The 23,721-nt window shown below is 68.8% G+C and carries 17 protein-coding genes; 14 read left to right on the top strand and 3 right to left on the bottom strand.

Going from position 1 to position 23,721, the window contains the following annotated elements; translation table 11 throughout:
• Positions 1-98 precede the first annotated feature (98 nt).
• The 5 genes from GQR91_RS12355 to GQR91_RS12335 are packed head-to-tail and all read left to right on the top strand — an operon-like array spanning position 99 to position 5,006.
• Positions 99-560 (top strand): MarR family winged helix-turn-helix transcriptional regulator, encoded by a 462-nt coding sequence (locus tag GQR91_RS12355; protein ID WP_205411590.1) that lies wholly within the window; start codon positions 99-101, stop codon positions 558-560.
• 3 nt (positions 561-563) lie between these two features.
• Positions 564-2,486: an FUSC family protein gene (locus GQR91_RS12350; RefSeq protein WP_149681543.1), complete on the top strand. Its 1,923-nt coding sequence runs from the start codon at positions 564-566 to the stop codon at positions 2,484-2,486.
• Positions 2,483-2,716, top strand: a complete 234-nt coding sequence (locus GQR91_RS12345) for a DUF1656 domain-containing protein (RefSeq protein ID WP_112382337.1) — start codon at positions 2,483-2,485, stop codon at positions 2,714-2,716. The genes GQR91_RS12350 and GQR91_RS12345 overlap by 4 nt, the downstream gene beginning before the upstream one ends.
• The gene (locus GQR91_RS12340) at positions 2,713-3,585 is read left to right on the top strand and encodes an efflux RND transporter periplasmic adaptor subunit (RefSeq protein WP_149681544.1); all 873 of its coding nucleotides are present in this window, start codon (positions 2,713-2,715) and stop codon (positions 3,583-3,585) included. Before GQR91_RS12345 ends, GQR91_RS12340 begins: the two co-directional genes overlap by 4 nt.
• Entirely contained in the window at positions 3,582-5,006 is a 1,425-nt protein-coding gene (locus tag GQR91_RS12335) for an efflux transporter outer membrane subunit (protein ID WP_149681545.1), read from the top strand. The genes GQR91_RS12340 and GQR91_RS12335 overlap by 4 nt, the downstream gene beginning before the upstream one ends.
• On the opposite strand, the gene GQR91_RS12330 is transcribed toward GQR91_RS12335, so the two are convergent.
• Positions 5,003-7,276: a DPP IV N-terminal domain-containing protein gene (locus GQR91_RS12330; protein ID WP_149681546.1), complete on the bottom strand. Its 2,274-nt coding sequence runs from the start codon at positions 7,274-7,276 to the stop codon at positions 5,003-5,005. The two genes, GQR91_RS12335 and GQR91_RS12330, sit on opposite strands and share 4 nt — an antisense overlap.
• The gene (locus GQR91_RS12325; protein WP_149681547.1) at positions 7,273-10,350 is read right to left on the bottom strand and encodes a glycoside hydrolase family 2 TIM barrel-domain containing protein; all 3,078 of its coding nucleotides are present in this window, start codon (positions 10,348-10,350) and stop codon (positions 7,273-7,275) included. The genes GQR91_RS12330 and GQR91_RS12325 overlap by 4 nt, the downstream gene beginning before the upstream one ends.
• Before the next feature lie 176 nt (positions 10,351-10,526).
• On the opposite strand from GQR91_RS12325, the gene GQR91_RS12320 reads away from it, so the two are divergent.
• Positions 10,527-11,504, top strand: a complete 978-nt coding sequence (locus GQR91_RS12320; RefSeq protein WP_235903900.1) for an alpha/beta hydrolase — start codon at positions 10,527-10,529, stop codon at positions 11,502-11,504.
• 2 nt (positions 11,505-11,506) lie between these two features.
• Here the strand turns inward: GQR91_RS12320 and GQR91_RS12315 are convergent, their stop codons facing one another.
• Positions 11,507-13,402: a rhamnogalacturonan lyase gene (locus tag GQR91_RS12315; protein ID WP_162853749.1), complete on the bottom strand. Its 1,896-nt coding sequence runs from the start codon at positions 13,400-13,402 to the stop codon at positions 11,507-11,509.
• Between the two features lie 145 nt (positions 13,403-13,547).
• Here GQR91_RS12315 and GQR91_RS12310 point away from each other — a divergent pair, with 145 nt between their 5' ends.
• The 8 genes from GQR91_RS12310 (at position 13,548) to GQR91_RS12275 (ending at position 23,717) form a co-directional block, all read left to right on the top strand.
• Complete coding sequence (locus tag GQR91_RS12310; RefSeq protein ID WP_149681548.1) at positions 13,548-14,333, top strand: IclR family transcriptional regulator; 786 nt, start codon at positions 13,548-13,550, stop codon at positions 14,331-14,333.
• A gap of 23 nt (positions 14,334-14,356) precedes the next feature.
• Entirely contained in the window at positions 14,357-15,121 is a 765-nt protein-coding gene (gene lra1 / locus GQR91_RS12305) for an L-rhamnose 1-dehydrogenase Lra1 (RefSeq protein WP_149681965.1), read from the top strand.
• 26 nt (positions 15,122-15,147) lie between these two features.
• Positions 15,148-16,593, top strand: coding sequence for a rhamnogalacturonidase (locus GQR91_RS12300; RefSeq protein ID WP_235903901.1), 1,446 nt, complete (start codon positions 15,148-15,150; stop codon positions 16,591-16,593).
• Between the two features lie 75 nt (positions 16,594-16,668).
• Positions 16,669-16,983, top strand: coding sequence for an L-rhamnose mutarotase (locus GQR91_RS12295; RefSeq protein ID WP_149681549.1), 315 nt, complete (start codon positions 16,669-16,671; stop codon positions 16,981-16,983).
• Positions 16,976-19,990, top strand: a complete 3,015-nt coding sequence (locus GQR91_RS12290; protein ID WP_149681550.1) for a beta-galactosidase — start codon at positions 16,976-16,978, stop codon at positions 19,988-19,990. The genes GQR91_RS12295 and GQR91_RS12290 overlap by 8 nt, the downstream gene beginning before the upstream one ends.
• A 1-nt stretch (position 19,991) precedes the next feature.
• Complete coding sequence (bglB, locus tag GQR91_RS12285) at positions 19,992-21,104, top strand: beta-galactosidase BglB (RefSeq protein ID WP_149681551.1); 1,113 nt, start codon at positions 19,992-19,994, stop codon at positions 21,102-21,104.
• Positions 21,105-21,222: 118 nt separating this feature from the next.
• Positions 21,223-22,758 carry an MFS transporter gene (locus GQR91_RS12280; RefSeq protein WP_235903902.1) on the top strand — a complete coding sequence of 512 codons (1,536 nt, stop codon included), beginning with the start codon at positions 21,223-21,225 and terminating at the stop codon, positions 22,756-22,758.
• Positions 22,755-23,717, top strand: a complete 963-nt coding sequence (locus tag GQR91_RS12275; protein ID WP_149681552.1) for a glycoside hydrolase family protein — start codon at positions 22,755-22,757, stop codon at positions 23,715-23,717. The genes GQR91_RS12280 and GQR91_RS12275 overlap by 4 nt, the downstream gene beginning before the upstream one ends.
• Positions 23,718-23,721: the final 4 nt, after the last annotated feature.

Here is a 23,721-nt window from a genome sequence, read left to right as displayed (position 1 = left end):
AAGGGGTTCCGCCCACCTCGGCCCTAACTCACATTAGCGGCCAAACGATCCGGCCTGATCGACATGGCCGACTTGCCGCGGCTGCAATAAATAGATAGATGGCTATCTATATGGTTTCTTCCGCCTTCATGGAGCGCCAGTTCACGGCGCTGCTCATGCCGCTCGCGCGCACCTATCGCCGTCATGTCGATCGCGGGCTGGCCGCGATGTCGCTGTCCCACTCCACCGCGCTTGCGGTGATGCTGCTCGGCCGGCTCGGCGACGGGGTGCGTCAGGGGACACTCGCCGAGGAACTGGGCGTGGAGGCGCCTTCGGTGGTCCCCATGCTCGATGCCATGCAGCGCGACGGCCTTGTCGAGCGCCGTGTCGATCCGCAGGACAAGCGCGCCCGCACGCTGCACCTCTCCCCCGCCGGCAAGGCGCTGGCCGCCAAGGCGGAGGTGGAATCCGCCGCGATCCGGGCGCGCCTGTTCGCCGGCATTGCGGCGGAGGATGTCGCGACGGCCGTGTGTGTGCTGGAACGGCTTTCGCGTGCCATCGCGGCGACGGACCAGGGCTGATCCATGCAGCTCGGCCGTCGTGAACTGATTTTTTCGGTGAACTGCTTCGCTGCCGCGATGCTGGCCCTGTTCGCCTCCTTCGCGCTCGGGCTGGAACGCCCGTTCTGGGCGATGATGACGGTCTACATCACCAGCCAGCCGCTCAGCGGCGCCGTCCGGTCCAAGGCGGTGTTCCGGCTCGCCGGCACCATCGTCGGCGCCGCCGCCACCGTGATCCTGATGCCGCCGCTGGCGAACAGCCCGGTGCTGCTCTCGCTCGCCCTCGCCGCCTGGGTCGGCCTGTGCCAGTTCGTCTCGCTGCTCGACCGGACGCCGCGTTCCTATCTCTTCCTGCTCGCCGGCTACACCGCCGCGCTGATCGGTTTTCCCAGCGTATCGCACCCCGAAACCGTGTTCGACACCGCGGTCCTGCGCGCCGAGGAGATCGGCATCGGCGTCATCTGCGCCGCCCTGGTCCACGCCGTCGTCTTTCCGCGCAGCGTGACGCCGCTGCTCGCCGCCCGCGCAGCCACGCTGCTCACCGAGGCAGAAAGCTGGATCGCCGACGCGCTTTCGCTCCATCCCCCCGCCCGCACCGCGCGCGAACGCCGCCGCATGGCCGCCGACGTCACCGAACTGCACGTCATGGCGACGCACATCCCCTTCGACACCGCCGCGCGCCGCCCGACCCGCGCGCTCCTCGCCGCGCTGCGCCAGCGCTTCGCGCTCATGCTCCCCCTCGTCTCCGCGATCGAGGACCGAATGCGCAGCCTGGGCACCACCGACGGCATCGCCGACGAACTCGCCGCCGTCCGCACCCTCGCTGCGGGCGAGGGTGACGCTGCCGACATCCGCGCCCGCTGCCTCGCCCGCGCAGAGGCGCTCCCGCTTGCCGGCTGGGACGATCTCGTCCGCCTCAACCTGCTCCACCGCCTCGCCGAACTGGTTGACGCGCTTCAGGACGCGCGCGCGCTCACCCGTTCGCTCGACAATCCCTCCGCATACAAGATCACCGCCGCCCCCGTTACCGCCGCGCTCCACCGCGATTTCGGCCTCGCCGGCCTTTCCGCGCTCGCCACGCTCGTCGCGACGCTCGGCTGCTGCGCGCTCTGGATCGCCACCGCCTGGCCCGAGGGTGCCGTGGCCGCCATGATCGCCGCGGTCGTCTGCTGCCTCTTCTCGACGATGGACGACCCCATCCCGGCGCAGCGCAGCTTCCTGATCTGGACGATCGTGTCGCTGCCCGTCGCCGCCCTCTACCTGTTCGCCATCCTGCCGCGCGTCACCGATCCCATGCTGCTCGTCCTGGTTCTTGCCCCCGTCATGCTGCCGATCGGCGCGTTCATGGCGCTGCCCCGCTGGTACGGCCGCGCATTGCCGCTGGCGATCGGGCTGGTCGGCGGGCTGGCGCTCACCAACCGCTTCGCCGCCGACTTTGCCGGCTTCGTCAACGGCAGCATCGCGCAGCTCGTTGGGGTCGCCGCCGCCATGGCCGCGACGCGGCTGTTCCGCAGCCTGGGCGCCGGGGCGATGGTCCGCCGCCTGCGCGCCGCCGGCCGCCGCGATCTCGCCGCCTTGCGCGACCAGCATTCGGCGGCCGCACTCGCCCGCTGGATCGCCCGCATGCTCGACCGGGTGGGCCTGATCGCCGCGCGCCTCGGCGACGTCACCGACGACGGCCGTGACGAGGCGGCCGCCACCTTGCGCGAACTGCGCCTCGGCGTCACCCTCGCGCAACTGGAGGATGGCGCCACCGGCAGCTTGCGTGCCGACATCGCCGCCCATGTCGCGGGGCGCCGCGACGCCGCCCCGCTGCTCGCCCGCCTCGACGATGCGATCGACAGCGCCTGGCGCGACCATGCCCGCCCGCTGCTCGCCGCGCTAACCGGCCTGCGCCGCAACGCCTTCCCCGACGCCGCCGCCTGGGTACCGGGCCACGCCGCATGACCGGGGAAATCGCCATCGCCGGGGTGCTCGTCCACCCGCTGCTTATCGCCGCCGTTCTCGCCTTCGCTGCTGCCGAGCTTGCCGGCTGGGCGCTCGGCCGCCTCGGCCTCTACCGCTTCGTCTGGCACCGCGGCCTCTTCGACGTCGCCCTTACCGTCATCCTGTGGGCCGGCCTCGCTGCCATCCTCACCCACACCCCCCTCCCCACCGCCTTCGGCCTGTCATCATGAAAATGCTTCCCATTGTCCGTATCCTCGTCACGCTCGCCGTGGTCGCGCTCGCCGCGATCGGCGGCCAGCGGCTGTGGCGCCATTACGAGGAAGATCCCTGGACCCGTGACGGCCGCATCCGCGGCGACGTGGTGCAGGTCGCGCCCGACGTGTCCGGCCTCGTCACCGAGGTGCTGGTGCGCGACAACCAGCCGGTCGCGGCCGGCGCCCCGCTCTTCATCGTCGATCGCCCGCGCTACCGCCTGGCCGTGGCGCAGGCGCAGGCGGCGTTGACCGCGCAGCAGGTCCAGCTTGCCCAGGCCCGGCGCGAAGCGCAGCGCAACCGCATGCTCGGCGACCTCGTCGCGGGCGAGGTGCGCGAACAGGGCGACGCCCGCGTCGCGCAACTCGCCGCCGCCCTGGCGCAGGCGCGCGTCGCGCTCGACACCGCCCGGCTCAACCTCGCGCGCACCACCGTCCGCGCCAGCGTCGCGGGCACCGTGTCGAACCTCGGCATGCGTCCCGGCGACTACGCCACGGCCGGGCGGCCGATGTTTGCGATCATCGACCGCGGCTCGCTCCACATCGTCGGCTATTTCGAGGAAACGAAGCTGCCCCGCATCCATGTCGGCGATCCCGTCTCGGTTCGCCTGATGGGCGACGACCGGCCGATCCGCGGGCATGTGCAAAGCCTCGCTGCGGGGATCGAGGATCGCGACCGCAGCGCTGGCGGCACCCTGCTCCCCAACGTCAACCCGACCTTCAGCTGGGTCCGCCTCGCGCAGCGCGTGCCGGTGCGCATCGCCATCGATGCGGTGCCAGAGGGCACCTCCCTCGTCGTCGGCCGCACCGCCACCGTCGAGGTACAGCCGCAGGGTAACCGCGCATGACCGTCCGCGCCGTCCTCCCCGCACTCGCCGCCGCGCTGCTCGCCGCCTGCACCACCGCCGGCCCCGATTATCATCGCCCGGCCGACGCCATCGCCGACAGGCCCCAGGCCCGTCAGGACTTCGTCAGCGGCGACGCCGCCGCCTTCCGCCCCGCCCCCGTCCCCGACCGCTGGTGGCAACTCTACCGCGACCCCGCGCTCGACCGCCTGATCGCCGACGCCCTCGCCCACAACACCGACCTGCGCGTCGCCGCCGCCAACGTCGCCCGCGCTCAGGCCGCCCGCGATCTAGCCCGTTCCGATCGCCAGCCGCAGACCGCGCTGCAGGGTGCCGGCGCCTATGGACAGCGCTCCGCCGAGGAAGAACTGCTGCCCGGCGCCGCCCTGCCGGCCAATTTCGTCTATTCGGGCGGCGCCGCCGTCTCCTACCAGATCGACCTCGTCGGCCAGATCGCCCGCGCGGTGGAGGCCGCCGACGCCGACCTCGCCACGACCCAGGCCGCCCGCGACGGGGTTCGCGTGGTCGTCGCCGCGGATACGACGCGCGCCTATCTCGCCGCCTGCTCCGCCGCGCGCGAGATCGCGGTGGCGGAGCGCGCGCTCGCCCTGCAACGCCGCACCACCGACCTTACCCGCCGCCTCGTGCGCGCCGGCCGCGGCATCTCGCTCGACACCACCCGCTCCGCTGCGCAGGAGGCACAGGTCCGCGCCACTCTCCCCGGCCTGCTCGCCGCCCGTCAGCTCGCCCTGTTCCGCCTCGCCACCCTCACCGGCCACCCGCCCGCACAGATCGACGCCGCGGCCGCCGCCTGCACCGCCGAGCCGACGCTCGACCGCCCGATCCCCATCGGCGACGGCGCCGCCCTCATCGCCCGCCGCCCCGATATCCGTCAGGCGGAATGGCGCCTCCACGCGTCCACCGCCCGGCTGGGCGTCGCCACCGCCAACCTCTACCCGCGCGTCTCGCTCGGCGCCTCGCTCGGCTCGGTCGGCCTCGCCCGGAACCTCTTCGCCGGCGACACCTTCAAATTCTCCCTCGGCCCCCTCATCAACTGGGAGTTTCCCAACCGCACCCGCGTGCGCGCCCGCATCGCCGCGACACAGGCGGAGATCGACGCGGATTATGCCCGCTTCGACGGCACGGTGCTGGAGGCGCTCCGCGAAACCGAAAGCGCGCTCACCATCTACGCCCGCGACCTCGACCGTGCCGCGGCCCTGCGCGACGCCCGCGCGCAGGCGGACCGCGCCGCGCGCGACGCCGAAACACTGTTTCGTGCCGGGCGTAGCGGCTTCCTCTCCGTGCTCGATGCGCAGCGCACCGCGATCACCGCCGAACAGACGCTGGCCGCCGCCGAAAGCCGCCTCGCCGCCGATCAGGTCCAGCTCTTCCTGGCACTGGGCGGCGGCTGGCAGCAGGGTTAGCGCGCGTTCCGGTTCGGCGTCTGCTCGCCCAGCAGCGTACGGCGGAAGAAGTCATATTGCCGCCGCTGCGCATAGCGGACCGGCCCGGTCGTCCGCCCCGCCGCATGCTCGCCATTGGGCACCACCAGCAGCTCGAAATCCTTGTCCGCCCGGATCAGCGCATCGACCACCTGCATCGTCGAGGCGGGGTCGACGTTCGAATCCTGCTCCCCCACCACCATCAGCAAGCGTCCCTGCAGCTTTGCCGCATGCACCACCCCCGAGGCGTCCAGATAGCTCTGGTCCACCGGCCAGCCCAGCCACTGTTCGTTCCACTCGATCTTGTCCATCCGGTTGTCGAAACACCCGGCATAGGCGACACCCGCCGTGTAGAAGTCGGGATGAAACAGCAGCGCGTTCAGCGTGCTCTGCCCACCCGCCGATCCGCCATAGATGCCGACGCGCGTGATATCGACCGCCCGGTCCTTCGCCGCCAGTGCCTTGATCCACGCGATCCGGTCGGGAAAACCGGAATCGTCCAGGTTCTTCCACGCCACGTCGTGAAACGCCTTGGAGCGGTTCGCCGTCCCCATGCCGTCGATCATCACCACGACGAAACCCAGATCGGCGATCTGCTGCATCCCCATCGCCTTGTCGCCGCCGGAAAAGCCACCGAACGGCCAGAAGCCCTTGGGCACAAAGCTGTCATGCGGGCCGGCATAGATGTTCTCGATCACCGGATAGCGCTTGGCGGGATCGTAATCGCGCGGGCGCACCACCAGTCCCCAGATATCGGTGCGGCCGTCGCGCCCCTTGGCGACGAACGTCTCGGGCGGACGAAAACCCGCCGCGGTCAGCGCGCTGGCATCGCCGCGCTCCAGCACCGCAATCACCCGGCCGGTATCCCCGTCGCGAAGCTCGGCCACCTCCGGCCGGTCGGTACGCGAGTGCACATCCACGAAGCGCGTTGCGTCGGGTGAGAAGCTGGCTTCGTGCATCTCGTTGCCGTCCGTCAGGCGGACCAGGTTGCGCCCGTCGAAATCCACCCGGAACCAGTGCTTGTGATACGGGTCTTCGCCCGGCGTCACCCCACTTGCCGAAAACCAGATGCGGCGCTTCGCATCATCGACATGCGCGATATCGCGCACCACCCAGTCGCCTTTGGTGATCTGCCGCTTCACCCGCCCGGTCGTGCCGTCGATCAGGTACAGGTGCCGCCACCCGTCGCGCTCGGACGCCCAGATCAGCTCGCGCCCGGCATCGTTCACATCATGCAGGAAGCGCCGCTCGGCATGGATGAAGGTCTTCGTATCCTCGGTCACCGCGGCATGCGCCACGCCGCTATCCGCATCGACCGCGATTACCTTGGCCTGATCGAAGCCGCGCCGGAGATAGTCGAAGGCCACGCTGCGCCCGTCCTTGCGCCAGCGCAGATTGGAGAGGGTATAGGCATTGGGGAACAGGGTATCGGCCACCACCGTCCGCCGCCCGCTCGCCGTGTCGAAGATCACCGGCCGCTCCCGGTCCACCGCATCGCCGGGTTTGGGATAAAGCTGCTCGGCCAGCACCGGCTGCACCCGGCCCGGCGGCGCGGCGACGACGCGCGTCACGATCCGGCGATAGCCCGGCTGTACCCGGTACGCCGCGACATGGCGGCCATCCGGCGCCCAAGCGATGCTTTCGGGGTCGTAGAAGTCGCCCGCGCTGCCATCGGCGCTGCGCCAATGCTCACGCCCGCCGCCCGCGTCGCGCACCACCAGATTATCGTCGATGACCAGCGCCTCCAGCCGTCCGTCGGGCGAGGCTTGCGGGTCGTTCAGCGCCGGCACGCTCAGGTCGCGCACCACGCCGAAGCCGCGCGGCCGGTGTCGATCCACCAGCTTTTCGCACTGCGGCGCCACCAGCGTACAGCGATAGGGTTGGTAGTCGATCATCGCAACGATCGCGCCCCGCCCGTCCTGATACGCGAAATGCTCGAATGGCAGGCGTAGCGGATCGACCGGCCGCTCCAGCACGCGGGCGAGCGCCGGCGCCAGTGCGGCGGCGTCGAATGCCGGCCGCTTGGCTTGCGTCGCTGCATCGACATCGACGAAGGCGAAGCCGCCCGCCACCGTCTTGCGATAATGGAAATGTCGCCCGTCGCTGTCCCATTCCGCCGGAAAGGCGATGTCGCGGGTCAGCCACTGCCACCTGTCGCGCAGGCCGATCGAACGCTCGGTCGCGTCCTGTGCCCCATCCGACACCGGCGCCGCCGCCTGTATCAGCGACAGCGCGATCAGCATCGCCTTCATCGTGCCGCCCCCAGCGTGAACGACCAGTGCATCGGCTTCAGCGGCACCCGGTATTGCATGTGCGCCCGCCCATCCAGGCTCCACCCGGTATCGCCGCCGACACCCGCTTGCGCGGCATCGACCAGCAGCGTGCCGTCGCCATGCGGGCGGATGTCCGAGCTATGCGCCTTGCCGGCCGGCTGCATGGCCAGGTCGGCATAGGGAAACGCCAGCGCATTCACCGCCAGCGGCTGCCCGCCGGTCAGCTTCAGCCCCCGGCCGCCCTCGTCCTCCAGCACGATCCAGCGCACATCCTGCTTCGTCCCGCTCTCCTGCGGCCGGGCATAGCCGTGATATTGCTCGGCCAGCGTGCCGCCCCACCGGGCGATCAGCCCGCTCGTCCGGCGGTCGACATAGGTTTCATGCGGCCCCCGGCCATACCAGCGCACCCGGACGAGCGCGGGTGGTGTCCGGAACTGCAACCCCACGCGCAGCGGATCGGGCAGGTCGTCGCGGATCGGCGTGAACGTCACGTCCCCGCGCGCGGTGCCGTCCGCCGCCATCGTCCACCGCGTCTCCATCTTCACCGATCCCACGCCCATGTCGTGCATCACAACGATGGCATCGCCCTCGGTCCGCGCCGCATCGACCCGCCGGTGCTCGCTGAACTGCTTCCACATCGCATGGCTGGTCGGCACGTTCGCGCCGATGTCGTTGTCGGTCGGCGCCCGCCAGAAATCGGGCGCGCCACCGGTCAGCAGCATCCGCCCGCCGCGCGCATAGCCGCGCAGCAGCCCGCTGGCCTTGTCCACCTCCAGCACCGCGCCGCCCGCCGCCAGTCGCAGCACCCCGCCCTCGTCGACCGGCGCCACGCCCTGCGCGACCGCCGGCAGTTCCCGCGGCCCGGTCAGCGCGAACTGTTCCCAGCCGACCACATGTCCCGCATCGACCAGCGGGATCGCCCCCGCCTTCGCCCGCGCGCGCAGCACCAGTCGCCGTTCCGCAGACGGATCGCGCGCCGGGGGCGGGGTCAGTTGCAGCGGGGCACGTCCCCCCGGTGCCACCACGGGCACCGGGATATTCCCCCGCGCCACCTCGACCCCGTCCTCCAGCATCGCCCAATCGAGCGTGTAGCCGGACAGGTCGACATGATCGTGCCGGTTCACCACGACATAGCCCGGCGCCATCCGCTCGAACCCGATCGGCGCATAGACCTTGGCCATTTCATGATATTCCGGGTCGGGCGTGCGGTCGGACCGGATCACCCCGTCGCCCACCGGACTGTCGTCGCCGCCCTTGTTTTCGAAGTCCGGCCCTTGCGCCCAATAGTCGCGGCCCGCCGCGTCCTTGCGGATCAGCGTCTGGTCCACCCAGTCCCAGATGAAGCCGCCCTGAAGCTTGCGGTGGGCGCGGATCGTGTCCCAATAATCCTGGAAATTGCCCAGGCTGTTGCCCATCGCATGGGCATATTCGCACAGGATCAGCGGCTGGATGAATTCCGGCCGGATCGCATAATCAGCAATCTTTTCGATATCGTCGTACATGGGCGCGAAGATGTCGACATAGTCGTTCACCGGATGCCGCCAGCCGCTCATGCTGTGCCCCAGAAAGCTGACGAGCCGCGACGGGTCGCGCGCCTTCACCCACTTTGCCGCCGCCTCGAAATTCGGGCCCGTCCCCGTCTCGTTGCCCAGCGACCAGAAGATGATCGAGGGGTGGTTCTTGTCCCGCTCCACCATGCGCTGCACCCGGTCGAGATGCGCGGCCTTCCATTCCGGCCTGTGGCCCAGCAGCACGCTTTCGTCCCCCGTCTGCTGGAACAGGCTGAGATAGCCGTGGCTCTCGATATCGGCCTCGTCCATCAGGTACAGGCCGACCTCGTCCGCCAGCGCATAGATGCGCTCGTCATTGGGATAATGCGACAATCGCAAGGCGTTGACGTTGCCCGCCTTCATCAGTTCCAGATCGCGGCGCAGCGTGGCATCGGACACGATCCGGATCGTGTGGGGGTCATGTTCGTGCCGGTTGACCCCGCGGATCATGATCCGCCGGCCGTTCACCCGCACCTCGCCGCCCGCGATCTCGACCGTGCGGAACCCGATGCGCCGGCTCGTCGCCTCGATCACCCGCCCCCGCGCATCGAGCAGCTCGACCAGCAGCGTGTAGAGCGACGGCGCCTCCGCGCTCCATGCCCGCACCCCTGCGATGTCGCCCGCCAGCGTCACCATGCGCTGCGCATCCGGCGCCCCTTCGCGCACCAGCACCGCCCGCTTGCCGTCCAGCACCGTGGCGCGCACCCGCACGCCCCCCGCCGCTCCGCCGACCGCGACCCCCAGTTTCAGCCGCCCGTCGCGATAGCCGGCGTCCAGCCCCGCCGACACGTCCAGGTCCCGGATATGCGTGGCCGGCGCCGCATAGAGCGACACGCTCCGCTCGATCCCGTTCACCCGCCAGAAATCCTGATCCTCCAGATAGCTGCCATCGGCATAGCGATAGAGTTCGATCGCCACCGTATTGCGCCCGGCATGCATCTGGCGGGTGACGTCGAACTCCGCCGGCAGCTTGGAGTCCTCCGAATAGCCGACCCGCTGCCCGTTCACCCACAGATAATAGGCCGCACCTGCCGCCCCGATGGTCAACAGCATGCGGCGCCCGGCGAAATGCGCCGGCACCACAACGTCGCGCCGATAGGACGCGACCTCGTTCACGGAATGATCGATCAGCGGCTGGTTGCGCGGGAAAGGATAGCCGCTGCCGACGAACACCGGTCCGCCATGGCCCTCGGCCTGCAAGATCCCTGGCACGCGCATCGTGCCCCAGCCGGACACGTCATATCCCGGCTGCTCGAACCCCTTGGGGCGCGCCTCCGGATTGGGGGCCAGCTTCATCCGCCAATCGCCGTCCAGCGACAGGTGATAGCGCGAGCGGCGGACATCGCCCCGGAGCGCGGCCTGCTTCGTCTCGAACCCGGCAAAGGTCGCGTGCATCGGCTCCGCGCCTTCGCGGATCACCTCGGGCCGCTCCCATTCGGCCTGCTGCGCGGCCACCGGCGTCGCGATCAAGCCGACCAGCAAAGATAAGCGTACCGACATCATCACCCCCCATTCGGACGCATGCCCCCGTCGGCCGCCCGGTATTTCGTATACCGTACCAACGATCCGCTATCGATCAATCCCTGATCCGCTGGCAAGGGCGTTACGCACACCATTGCAATGGCGGTTCGCGCATTGCACGATCGCGCCGAAAACGGCGTTGGGGAGGTGGAATGCGGATGAACAGGAATGGAACGTCGCGGCGCACGCTGATCGCCGCCGGCATGACCGGCCTTCTTCCGCTGACCGCCGCCGCCGCCGCCGCACCTGCGCTGCGGGTCGAGCGCCTGCCGCTGTGGCCGGGCCGCCCGCCCGGTGGCGAGGGTATTTCCGTGACCGACCAGAGCGTGTTCCGCTCACCCGAAAACAAGCCCGACGACATTGCCTGGCCGCATGTCGCCACGCCCATGCTCACCGTCGTCCATCCCGAACGGCCCAATGGTGCGGCGGTGCTGATCTGCCCCGGCGGCGGCTATGCCCGCGTGGCGACCGGCCGTACCGGTGGCGACGTCGCGCGCCGGCTGGCCGCCATCGGCATCACCGCCTTTGAGCTGCTCTACCGCCTGCCGCATGACGGCTGGGCCGCGGGTCCGGACACGCCGCTCCAGGATGCGCAGCGCGCGATGCGGCTCATCCGCGGCCAGGCCGGTAAGCGCTGGACGGTGGACCCCGCCCGCGTCGCCGTCACCGGCTTTTCCGCCGGCGGCCACCTCGCCGCCCGCCTCGCCACCCAGGCCGGCACGCAGACCTATGCGCCGGTCGACGCCAACGACGCGCTGTCCGCCAGACCCCTGGTCGCCGGCCTGTTCTACCCGGTCGTCACCATGGGCGACGACGGCGTCCACGCCGCGTCCCGCGAACGCCTGCTCGGCTCCCACGCCGCCGATCCCGCGTGGCAGCAACGCTACTCCACCGAACGCAACCTCTCCGCCGACACGCCCCCGACCTTCATCACCGGCAACGCCGACGATCCCGTTGTCCCGATCCGCAACAGCCTCCTGCTATGGGAAGCGCTACGCTCCGCACGCATCCCCGCCGAACTGCTGATCTTCGAACATGGCGGCCATGGTCCGCCGGCCAATCGGCGGAACGGCGCGGCCGTGCCCTGGCTGGACCTGTTCCTTGGCTGGGCCAGCGATCACGGCTGGCCCGCCTGACGTCATTCCGTCCTGCCCGCCGGCCTCGGGAAATAGCCGAGATGCGGTGGCTGGTTGTACGCGACGTTCTGCCACGCCACCCCCATCCGGTATACCGGGTCATGCATCAGCGTGACCAGCCGGTGGTCCGTCGGATAGGGCGTGACATAGATGCGCAGCGACCGGTTGTCCGCCGCGCGCCAGATCACCTCTTCGCGCCAGTCGCCCAATATGTCGGCCTGCAGCGTGGGATTGGCCTTGGTCCCGTTATTCGACGCGACATCGGCGGGATGCAGCAGCGGGGTCTCGGTCGCCGTGGTCCAGTTCCACTTGCTGATCGTCGTTCCATCCAGCAACTCGCGCAGCAGGTCGCCGTCCCACCAGATCGCGAAATTGGCGACCCTCGGCGCCGGACCGATCCGGCGTCCCGCGACATCGAACAGGTCGCGGCTGTTCGATCCCCAGAATTCGGCGCCCGGATGGCGCGGATCGATATCGGCGGCCAGCCCACGCCCGGTATCCTCCTGCGCCGGCTTGCTCCACAGGATCTCGCCGGTACGCGCATCGAGCAGCGCCGATCCGATGCCGCCATTGCTCTTCACCTGTTCATGCACCCCCCATTTCTCCAGTCCGGGGCGGGCGGGGTCGAGATCGCCGACATGCATGGCATCGCCGTGATAGAGCGGCACCGTCCACAATCCGCGGCCGGTATCGTCGATCGCCATTGATCCATAGATCACCTCGTCGCGGCCATCGGCATCGACATCGGCGATGCTCAACTGGTGGTTGCCGCGGTCGGCATAATCCTGCTGCCTTGGCGCCGCACTGTCGAATAGCCAGCGTTTGGCAAGCTTGCCGTCGCGAAAGTCCCATGCCGCCATCGCGGTGCGCGCATAATAGCCGCGGCCGAAGATCATGCTGGGCCGCTTGCCGTCCAGATAGGCGACGCCCGCCAGGAAACGGTCGGCACGATTGGCATAGCCGTCGCCCCAGGTCGCGGTCATCGTCGCCACGTCGGAGGGTCCGCGCGGTGGATCATAGGGGGCGGTGTCCAGCGCCCGCCCGGTCCGCCCGTCGAACACGGTCAGATATTCCGGCCCGTTCAGGATACGCCCGGCCAGCACCGCCACCTTGCGCCCGTCGGGCAGGGTTTTCGCGCCGGTGCGGTCCGCCTGCGGCACCTCGCCGGCATGGGACCGCCAGTCCGCCGCCGTATCGCCGATCACCACGCCGGTGCCATCAACGGTGCCGTCCGCCGTCTTGCACGCCAGTTCGGCGCGGCCGTCCCCGTCGAAATCATAGACCAGGAACTGCGTATAATGCGCCCCGGCGCGAATGTTGCGCCCCAGGTCGATCCGCCACAGGCGCCGTCCCTCCAGCGTATAGGCGTCCAGGATGACATTGCCGGTATAGCCCGCCTGGCTGTTGTCGTGGCTGTTCGTCGGGTCCCATTTCAGCACGATCTCGTAGCGCCCGTCACCGTCTAGATCGCCGACGCTGGCGTCGTTGGCGGTATAGTCATAGCGTTGCCCGTCGGGCGTCGTTCCCCCCGGCGGCGGCGACAGAGCGATGGACAGATAGCCCTGGGGCAGCATCAGCGCCGGCTCGCTCATCGCACCCGACACTGGCTTGACCGTATAGCGCGCCTGCGGCGAACCCGCCGGATCGACGAACGCGGTCGCCTTGGCGAGCGGCTGTTTCGTGATCCGCCGTCCGTCACGAAAGACATGAAAGCGTATGTCCGCCGGGTCGCTGCCGAGCAGCCGCCAGCTGACCAGCCATCCGCCGCCCGCTATGCCCGCCACCACCGGCGTCGCGACCACGCCGCGATCCAGCCGCTCCGCCACGCGCGAGGGCTGTGCCCAAGCCGCCGTCGCCATGCTGCCGATCATCAGCACCAGTCCGTACCACCGCGTCATCGTCGATCAGCCTCGTCGTCTGCCATCCCGAAAGGGATGATGACCGCATTTTTCGGAACTGTCATTCACTATATGAGATTGACCGCATGCCATGAACGTTGCCAGTATTCAGGAACCCGTTCTATAGAGTGGGCGAGAGGACGACATGGCGACAATGGACAAGACGGACGGCGGATCGATCGGTGCGGGCAGCCAGACGCTGATGCGCGGCCTCGACCTGATCGAGGCGGTCAGCCACGAGGTGCTGACGCTCAGCGAGCTGGCGCAGCGGCTGGACCTGACCAAGAGCACGACGCACCGGCTGCTGTCCGCGCTGGTCGATCGCGGCTACCTCGCCTTCACCCCCCGCTCCGGCTACCGCCTCGGCCCAAAGCTCCTCCTGCTCGGCACCCTCGCCCAAACCCAGGCCGATCTCGTCCAGGTCGCCCGCCCCTATCTGGAAACGCTCGCCGCCTCGACCGAGGATACCGTGCATCTCGGCATCCTCGACGGCGATTCCGCGCTGTATCTGGACAAGGTGCCCGGACGCCGCCGCATCAACATTTCCAGCCGGGTCGGCGATCGCCATCCGCTGAGTTCGACCGGTCTCGGCAAGGCGCTGATGCTCGATCATTCGCCCACCTACTGGATGGAGCGTTTCGCAGCCGAGCAGGCGGCGGGTGCCCCCCGGGCGGAGCCGGAGCAGTGGCGCTCGCGGATGCAGGGCTATGCGCAGTGCGGCAACGCGTTCGACCTCGAGGAGAACGAAGACCAGATACGCTGCGTCTCCGCCCCCATCCGCAACGCGTCGCGCCAGATCATCGGCGCGATCAGCGTGTCGAGCGCGGCGCAATATATGAGCGACGAGCGCATGGCCGAACTGGCGGAGGAAGTGCGCGGCACCGCAGGCGCGATCAGCGCCGAACTGGGTTACGAAGCCGCCGCGGACTGAGCGGACGGCGACAAGGGAGACGGATAATGCTGCTCGAAGGCAAGGTCGTGCTGGTCACCGGCGCGTCCGCAGGGATCGGCCGTGCGGTCGCGATCGGGTGCGCCGAACACGGTGCCGACGTCGCGCTTAACTTTTCGCGTGATCAGGCGGGCGCCGATGGCGCGGTGGCGGCGATCGAGGCACTGGGCCGCCGCGCGGTCGCCATCCAGGGCGATGTCGCCGATCCGCAGACCGCACGAGACTTCATCGACCGCGCGGTCGACGCGCTCGGCCGGATCGACGCCTTCGTCAACAATGCGGGCATCTGCCCGTTCCACGCCTTTCTCGACATGCCGGTCGAGACGTTCGAGCGCACCATGCGCGTAAATCTGCACGGCGCCTATTTCATGGTGCAGGCGGCCGCAAACCGCATGGTCGAACAAGGGGATGGCGGATCGATCATCGCCATGTCGTCCATCTCCGCGCTTGTCGGCGGCGAATATCAGACGCATTACACCCCCACCAAGGCGGGGCTTCATTCGCTGATGCAGTCGGCTGCCATTGCACTTGGCCGGCACAATATCCGCTGCAACTCGCTGTTCCCCGGCACCATCCTGACCGACATCAACAAGGACGACCTCGCCGACGAGAACAAGCGCCGGTCGATGGAGGGGCGCGTGCCGCTCGGCCGCCTCGGCCAGCCCGAGGATCTGATCGGCCCTACCGTGTTCCTTGCCTCCGACCTCGCCCGCTACGTCACCGGCGCCTCGCTGCTGGTCGATGGCGGCCTGTACGTGAACCTCCAATAGCACCGCTGCCCTTCCCTGCGCACGCCGTGCGAATCGCCGACGTTCGCGCGCACGGCGCCCGCGGCGACGGGGTGGCGATCGACAGTCCCGCCATTGCCGCGGCCATCGCCGCGATGGCGGGCGGGGGCACCGTGCTGATCCCGCCGGGTCGGTATCTGTGCTTTTCGATGCGGCTGCACGGCGGGGTGACGATCCTTTTGCAGGCGGGCGCGGTGATCGTCGCCGCCGACCCGGCGCGCCATCCGGGCCGCTATGACGATCCGGAGGATCGCGGGGCGCAGCTCTATCAGGATTTCGGCCACAGCCATTGGCGCAACAGCCTGTTCTGGGGCGAGGATGTCCGACACGTCGCGATCACCGGCCCCGGCCTGATCGATGGCGAGGGGCTGACCCGCGACGGCCCCGGCGCGCGCTGGTCCGCGCAGGTCGGCGAACGGCCGGTGTCGATGGACGGCATGACCGCCGCGCAGATCGCCGCCCTGGAGCCGGAAGCCGCCGCGATGCGCGGGCAGGGCAACAAGGCGATCGCGCTGCGCGGCGGGCGCGACATTCGCCTGTCGGGTTTTTCCATGGCCCGCTGCGGCCATTTCGCGATCCTCGCCACCGGCACGCACGGTCTGCACATCGATCATCTGACGATCGACACGGACCGCGACGGCATCGATCTGGACGGGGTGTCCGACACGCTGGTCGAACATTGCCGCGTCAACACGCCCAATGACGACGCGATCGTGGTGAAGACCAGCCTCGCGCTGGGCAGCGTCCGCCCCGCGCAGGACATCACCATCCGCCATTGCACCGTCTCGGGCTACGACCCCGGCACCCTGCTCGACGGCACCTGCTACACCACCCTGCAACTGGCGCCCGACCGGGACCGGCCGACCGGCCGCATCAAGCTGGGCACCGAGAGCAACGGCGCGTTTCGCCGCATCCGCATCCAGCATTGCCGCTTCCATCACTGCCGCGGCCTCGCGCTGGAGGTGGTGGACGGCGGCAGCATCGAGGATGTGGTGGCCGAAGACCTGTGGATGGACGACGTGACCACCGCCCCCCTCTTCCTCCGCCTCGGCGACCGGCGCCGCGGCCCGCCCGGCACCGGCATCGGCACCTTGCGCGGCGTCACCATCCGCCGCGTCGTCGCCACCGGCATCGACCCACGCTTCGCCGCCACCATCGCCGGGCTGGCCGGCCACCCCGTCGACGACATCCGCCTCCACGACATCAGCCTGACCTACGCCGGTGGCGGCACCCCTGCCGATGCCGCGCGCCGGCCACCGGAGATGGCGCGCGCCTATCCGGAGCCCAGCATGTTCGGCATCCTGCCGGCCTGGGGCCTGTGGGTGCGCCATGCGCGCGGCCTGAGCATCGACGGCCTGCACCTGGCGGTCGCCACCCCCGATGCCCGATGCCCGATCGTCACCGAGCATGTCCGCGACGTCGCCATCCGGCGAACGCCCCTCTGGCACGGTTAGGGTTTGACGGCACCGCCAAAGCTATATACCATTTGGTGCATAATAGTTCCAGATAATGGTTCATCGGGAGGTGGCATGACGATCCACGCGTTCAGGATGCGGCTGAAGCCGGGCGTGGTCGACGAGTATCGCCGCCGTCATGACGCCATCTGGCCCGAGCTTTCCGCGCTGCTGACCGAAAGCGGCATCCACGATTATTCGATCTTTCTGAACGAAGAGACGCTGTCGCTGTTCGCCGTGCTGAAGCTGACCGACGACAACAGGCGGGACACGCTGCCCGATCATCCGGTGATGCAGCGCTGGTGGGCGTACATGGCGCCGTTGATGGAGGTGGAGCCCGACAACCGGCCAAAGGAATGGCCCCTGCCGCTGATCTTCCACCATGCATAAGGCGGCCATCGCCGCGCTGCTCGCCGCGCCGATGGCGACGGGAGCGATGCCCGCCCCGGCACAGGTCGCGCAAGCCACCGCCAACCCGCAGGCGCCGGTGCAACGCTTCGGCCGGGTATCGTTCGACGCCCGCTCGCTGATGATCGACAACACGCGCCGGATCATCTGGTCCAGCGAGTTCCACCCGTTCCGCCTGCCCAGCCCCGATCTCTGGCGCGACGTGCTGCAAAAGATGAAGGCCAGCGGCTTCAACACCGTCGCCCTGTATTTCGACTGGGGTTATCACAGCCCCAAACAGGGCGTGTACGACTTCACCGGCATCCGCGATGTCGAACGCGTGCTGACCATGGCTGAGGAGGAGGGCCTGTGGGTCATCACCCGCGCCGGCCCCTATGTGAATGCCGAACTGTCGCGCGGCGGCTTCCCCGGCTGGCTGGTCAACCAGCGCGGCCGCGCCCGCACCGACGATCCCGCCTATCTCGCCGCCGCCGACGAATGGCTGACGCAGGTCAACGCGATCATCGCCCGGCATCAGGTGAACCCGGACGCGCAGGGACGGCGCGGCAGCGTCATCCTGCACCAGATCGAAAACGAACTGGCGCTGACCACCCCGGCGCAGGCGCGCTACATGGACCATCTGTTCGCCAAGGCGCGGGCCGACGGCATTACCGTACCGATCTTTCACAACGATCAGGGCCGCAACGGCTACTGGACGCCCGCGACCTCACCGGTTGACAAGGTGGTGAAGGGCCCGGTCGATCTCTACGCCTTCGACGGCTATCCGGGCGGCACCTGTACCGTGCAGGGCCGGCCGACGCGCAGCGTCGCGGCACCAGACTGGGGCTATTACGGCCCCGGCGGCGCGAAGGGCGGCGCCTCTGCCTCGCCGAACACGCCCGGCTTCCTCGCCGAATTCGGTGGTGGCTGGTTCGACTATTGGGGTTCCAACGGCGGCTATGAGTGCAACGCCGTCCAGCGCGGCAAGCGGTTCCAGCGCGTCTTCTACGGCACCAATCTCGCCAACGGCATCGGCATCCAGAGCTTCTACATGGGCTATGGCGGCACCAGTTGGGGCTGGCTGCCCGCACCCGTCGTCTTCACCAGCTATGATTACGGCGCGGCCATTTCCGAAGCGCGCGAGCTTCGCCCGAAGGCGGAGGAGCTTAAGCAGCTCGGCGGTCTGATCGCCACCGTGCCCGATCTGGCCGGCATGGTGCCCGCGGGTGCCGTGACCGTGTCGTCGCCGAACGTGCAGGCCTATCACAACCGCAATCCCGAAACCGACGCACGCTTCCTGATGGTCACGCACAAGCCGTCGAACGGCCAGACCGACGACCGTTTCACGATCACCGCCGACTTGCCCGATGGTCGCTACACCTTTCCCGCCGGCGCCCCGATGCGGCTGAACGGCTTCGACGCCAAATGGCTGGTAGCGGGGGTGAATGTCGGCAGGCAGCGGCTGGTCTATTCCACCTCCGAGCTACAGGCCGCACTGACCATGGACGGCGCCGACCTGATGCTGCTCTACGGCCGCGCGGGCGAACAGGGCGAGACGGTGCTGCGCTACTCCACCGCGCCGCAGGTCCGCGTGCTGGAGGGCACCGTGTCGAGCCGCTTCGACGCGACCAGGGGCGACCTGCTGCTCAACTATCCGCATGACGGCCGGGCGATCGTCCGCATCGACGGGGGCGGCCGCCCGCCCCTGACGTTGATCCTCACCGATGAGGCGGAGGCGGTACGCTATTGGCGGCAGGGCCCCGCCCTTGTCCGTGGCCCCGCGCTCGTGCGCAGCGCGGAGGTCAGGGGCAACCGGCTGGTCCTCACCGGTGATACCCGCGAGGCGACCCCGCTGGAAATCTGGGCGCCCGCCGCAATCCGCTCGGCCAGCTGGAACGGCAGCGGCGTGGCGCTGCGCGCGACGCCGAACGGCAGCCGCGTTGCCACCCGCCCGCTGCCCGCCCCCGCGCCCGTCTCGCTGCCGACGCTCGCATGGCGCAGCGCGGATGGCACGCCGGAGGCGCAACCCGGCTTCGACGACGGGGCATGGCAGGTCGCCGGCGACAAGCCCTATGCCAGCATCACCGCACGACCCGATGGCCAGCCGAACCTGTTGATGGACGCCTACGGCTTTCACGACGGCGATGTCTGGTATCGCGGCCGCTTCACCGGCACGCCAGATGCGCGTCAACTGGCGCTGTTCTACGGCGCGGGCGGATCGGGCATGGTACAGGTCTGGATGGACGGCCGGTTCGTTGGCCAGCACGAATTGCCCGCCGGCCTTCCCCGCCCGATCACCACCGGGGTCGCGCAATTCGGCCTGCCCGCCGCCGCACAGGAGGCACGCGAGCATGTCATCAGCATCATGGTCCGCAACAACGGCCACAACTGGGATCTGGACAGCGACGACTTCCACAAGGAAGCGCGCGGCCTGATCTCCGCCTCGCTTCAGGCACCCGGCGGGCGCAGCTTCGGCGTGCCGATCGCATGGAAGATCCAGGGCAAGGCCGGTGGCGAGGATCTGCCCGACCCCGCGCGCGGCTCCGCCAACAATGGCGGCCAATATGGCGAGCGACGCGGCTGGCACCTGCCGGGCTTCGACGATGCGGGCTGGCGCGCGGATGCGGCGCAGGCCCCCGGCACCACCTGGCATCGTGCGCGGTTCGACCTCACCGTACCCAAAGGGCAGGACGCCACCATCGGCATCGCGTTCGGCGACACCGCCAGCCCCCGTTCCGTCGCGCGCTACCGTGCCCTGATCTTCGTCAACGGCTGGAACATGGGCCAGTTCATCGCGCATGTCGGGCCGCAGCGCGTTTTTCCGATCCCGGAAGGCATCCTCAACCACCATGGCGCGAACACCATCGCGCTTGCCGTTACCAGCGACGGCGCCCCCGGCAACGCGCTGGAGCCGGTGAAGCTCGTCACCATGCGCAACGTGCGCGGCGGCATCGCCGTGCGCCCCGTCGCCGCCCCCATGCGCCCCGCCGACATCCTGCAGGAGAAATAGATTGGCCGCCCTTACCCACGACATTCCCCGGCAGACGATCACCGAGGCGATCGGCAAGCTGATGAACAATCTCGTCAACATCAAGGACGAGACCGGTGCCTTCCTGCTCCATCTGGAGGATGGCCGCATCATCGACACCAAGGGCTGGGCCGGCTGGGAATGGACCCACGGCGTCGGCCTGTTCGGCATGTGGCGCTATTACGAGCAGACCGGCGACAAGGCCGCGCTCGCCATCATCAAGCAGTGGTTCGAGGATCGCTTCGCCGAGGGCACGCCCACCAAGAACATCAACACGGTGGCCCCGTTCATCACGCTCGCCTACCTCTACGAACACGAACCCGATCCGCGCTACGTCCCCTATCTGGATACCTGGGCGGAATGGCTGATGGCCGCCGACGGCCTGCCCAAGACCGAGGATGGCGGGTTTCAGCACATCGTCTACAACGACGAAAATCCCGGCGAGTTGTGGGACGACACGCTGATGATGTCGGTGCTCCCGCTCGCCAAGATCGGGCTGTTGCTCAACCGGCCGCACTATATCGAGGAAGCCAAGCGACAGTTCCTCGTTCACATCAAATACCTGTTCGACAAGAAGACCGGCCTGTGGTTCCACGGCTGGGATTTCGGCGGCCGGCATAACTTTGCCGAGGCCTTGTGGGCGCGCGGCAATTGCTGGGTGACGATCGCCATTCCGGAAATCATCGAGATCCTCGATCTGCCGCAGGGCGATGCGCTGCGCCTGTTCCTGATCGACACGCTGGCCGCACAGGTTAAGACGCTGGCCGAGACGCAGGACGACAGTGGTCTGTGGCACACGCTGGTGATGGACCCGACCAGCTATCTGGAGGCATCGGCCACCGCCGGCTTCGCCTATGGTATCCTGAAGTCGGTGCGAAAGGGCTATCTGCCGCGCCATCACGAGGCGGTGGGCATCCGGGCGATCCACGGCGTGCTGGCCAACATCGATGATGCCGGCGAGCTGAAACAGGTCAGCTTCGGCACCGCGATGGGCGACACGCAGCAATTCTACAAGGACATCGCCCTCACCTCGATGCCCTATGGCCAGAGCCTCGCGATGGTCGCCCTCGCCGAGTTCCTGCGCACCTATATCTGACGACCCCGCCCTCATCCTGCCCGACCGGCCACGCCACTCGGCTCCCCTCCGCATCACCAGGCAGGGAGGCGCCAAGGCGCCGCAAGGGTGAGGGCGACGGCAAAAGCGAGTAATCGAGATGGCCACCGATCCCATCGCCGCCCGGCCGATCCTGCCCACCGCCCCCACCCGCCCGGTACGCTGGTACACGCTGCTCACCTACGGCGCGAACGACGTCATGGGCGCCGGCTCGATGGCGGTCATCTCCACCTGGATCCTGATCTTCTATACCAGCTTCTGCGGCCTGTCCGCGGCGCAGGCGACGATCATCTTCGGCGTCGCGCGCGTGCTGGATGCGTTCACCAGCCCGCTGATCGGCCATGTCTCGGACAATATCGGTCGCACCTGGCTCGGCCGGCGCTTCGGCCGCCGTCGCTTCTTCATTCTGGCCGCCATCCCGCTCCTGCCATCCTTCGCGATCATGTGGGTCGCGGGGCAAAGCTTCTGGTATTATCTCGTCACCTACGTCCTGTTCGAGATGGTCTATGCGATGGAGATCATCCCCTACGAGACGCTCGCCAGCGAGATGGCGACCGATTACCGAACCAAGGCGAAGTTCGCCGGCGCGCGTATCCTGTGCGGGCAATGCTCCGCCATCGCCGCCGCCTTCCTGCCGGCCTGGCTGATCGGCTGGCTGGGGCCGGATTCGCCCGACACCTATCTCTACATGGGCATCATCTTTTCGGTGCTGTTCATGCTCGCCGCCGGCCTTCTCTACACCTTCAGCTGGGAACGGCAGCGCCCGCCCGAACTCGCCGCCGCCGAGGAGCGCGACCGGCCGACGCTCGGTGCGGCCTTTGCCGCGCTCTACCGCAACCTGTTCTCCACGCTGCGCATCCGCGCCTTCCGGCTGCATCTCGGCATGTATCTGGGCGGCTATATCAGCCAAGATATCTACAACGCGGCCTTCACCTATTTCGTGATCTTCGCGCTTGCGGGCTCGACCGCGATCGTCGGGCAACTGGTCGGTGTCACCTATATCGTCCAGCTCGTCGCCGTCGTCATCGCGATCAATTTCGCGCTGCGCCTGTCGCCCGCCGCCGCCTACCGCTTCGCCACGCTCAGCTTTGCGATCGGCGTGCTGATCTTCCTCGGCATGTATATGGCAGGCTATACCGCGACCTCGGCGCTGTTCTGGCTGCCGGTCGTCTTCGCCGGTCTCGGCCGCGGCGCCCTCAACTACATCCCGTGGGCGACGTACAACTACATGGCCGATGTCGACGAGATCGTCACCGGCCGCCGGCGCGAGGGCGCCTTTGCCGGCGTCATGACCTTTGTGCGCAAGATGAGCCAGGCCGCCGCCGTCATTCTCGTCGGCCAGGTCATGCAGGCATCCGGCTTCGTGTCGAAGGCCAGTGTGCAGAGCCCCACCGCGATCGCCGCCATCGTCGGCGTCTTGGGCCTCGGCACCATCGCAATGCTCGTCTTCGGTGCGCTCGTCTCCACCCGGTTCCGCCTGACGCCAGCCACCCATGCCGTTCTGCTTGACGAGATCGAACGCCTGCGCGCCGGCGGCACGCGCCCCGCGACCCCCGATACCGGCCGCATCGTCGAGGATCTGTCCGGCTGGCGCTATGACCAGCTTTGGGGCCGCAACCCGGTCGCCGCCAGATGATCGCACTCGCCCTCGCCCTTCTCGGCAGTGCGCCCGTCGCCCCCAGGCCCCTCTACCGCGATCCCGTCCACGACGGCGCCGCCGACGCCTCCACGACATACGACCCCAGGACCAAAGAATGGGTGATGTTCTACACCAACCGCCGCGCGACCCTGCCGCTGGCGGACGAGCAGGATGTGCGCTGGGTCCACGGCACCGCGATCGGCATCGCGCGGTCGAGGGATGGCGCGCATTGGCGCTACGCCGGCACCACGGCGATCCCCCGCGCGTGCACGGGCGAGACGCTGTGGGCTCCCGAAGTGCAGCGGATCGACGGACACTGGCACATGTGGGTCACGGTCGTCCCCGGCATCTTTCGCGACTGGAACCATCCCCGCTTCATCCAGCATCTGACCAGCGACGATCTGGCACGCTGGACCTGTGCCGACCGGCTCGACCTCGGCTCGGACCGGGTGATCGATGCCAGCGTCCTGCCGCTTCCCACCGGCGGATATCGCCTGTGGTTCAACGACGAGCGCCGCAACAAGGCGATCCGCTACGCCGACAGTGCGGACCTGACCCACTGGACGGTCCGCGACACGGTCGTCGACACGCCCGGCGAGGGCCCCAAGGCGTTCCGCTGGAAGAATCGCTGGTGGCTGATCTCGGACGCGTGGCAGGGCCTGCTCGTCCTGCGCTCCGACGACGGCGTGCACTGGACCCGGCAGCCCGGCCATATTCTCGGCGATCCCGGCACCGCCCCCACCGACCGCGCCAAGGGGCAGCATCCGGACGTCATCGTGTCCGGCGACCGCGCCTATCTGATCTACTTCGTCCACCAGTCCGGCGAGGCGGAGGCGCGGGGCAACCCCGACTGGGGCCGCCGCACCGTGTTGCAGATCGCCGAGATCAACGAACGGGACGGGCAGCTGTCGGTGAATCGCGACGCGCCCACCCACGTGCGGCTCGCCCGCCCCTGACGCG

Source organism: Sphingomonas carotinifaciens (assembly GCF_009789535.1).
GTDB lineage: Bacteria > Pseudomonadota > Alphaproteobacteria > Sphingomonadales > Sphingomonadaceae > Sphingomonas > Sphingomonas carotinifaciens.
This window is presented reverse-complemented; position numbering and strand designations above follow the sequence as displayed.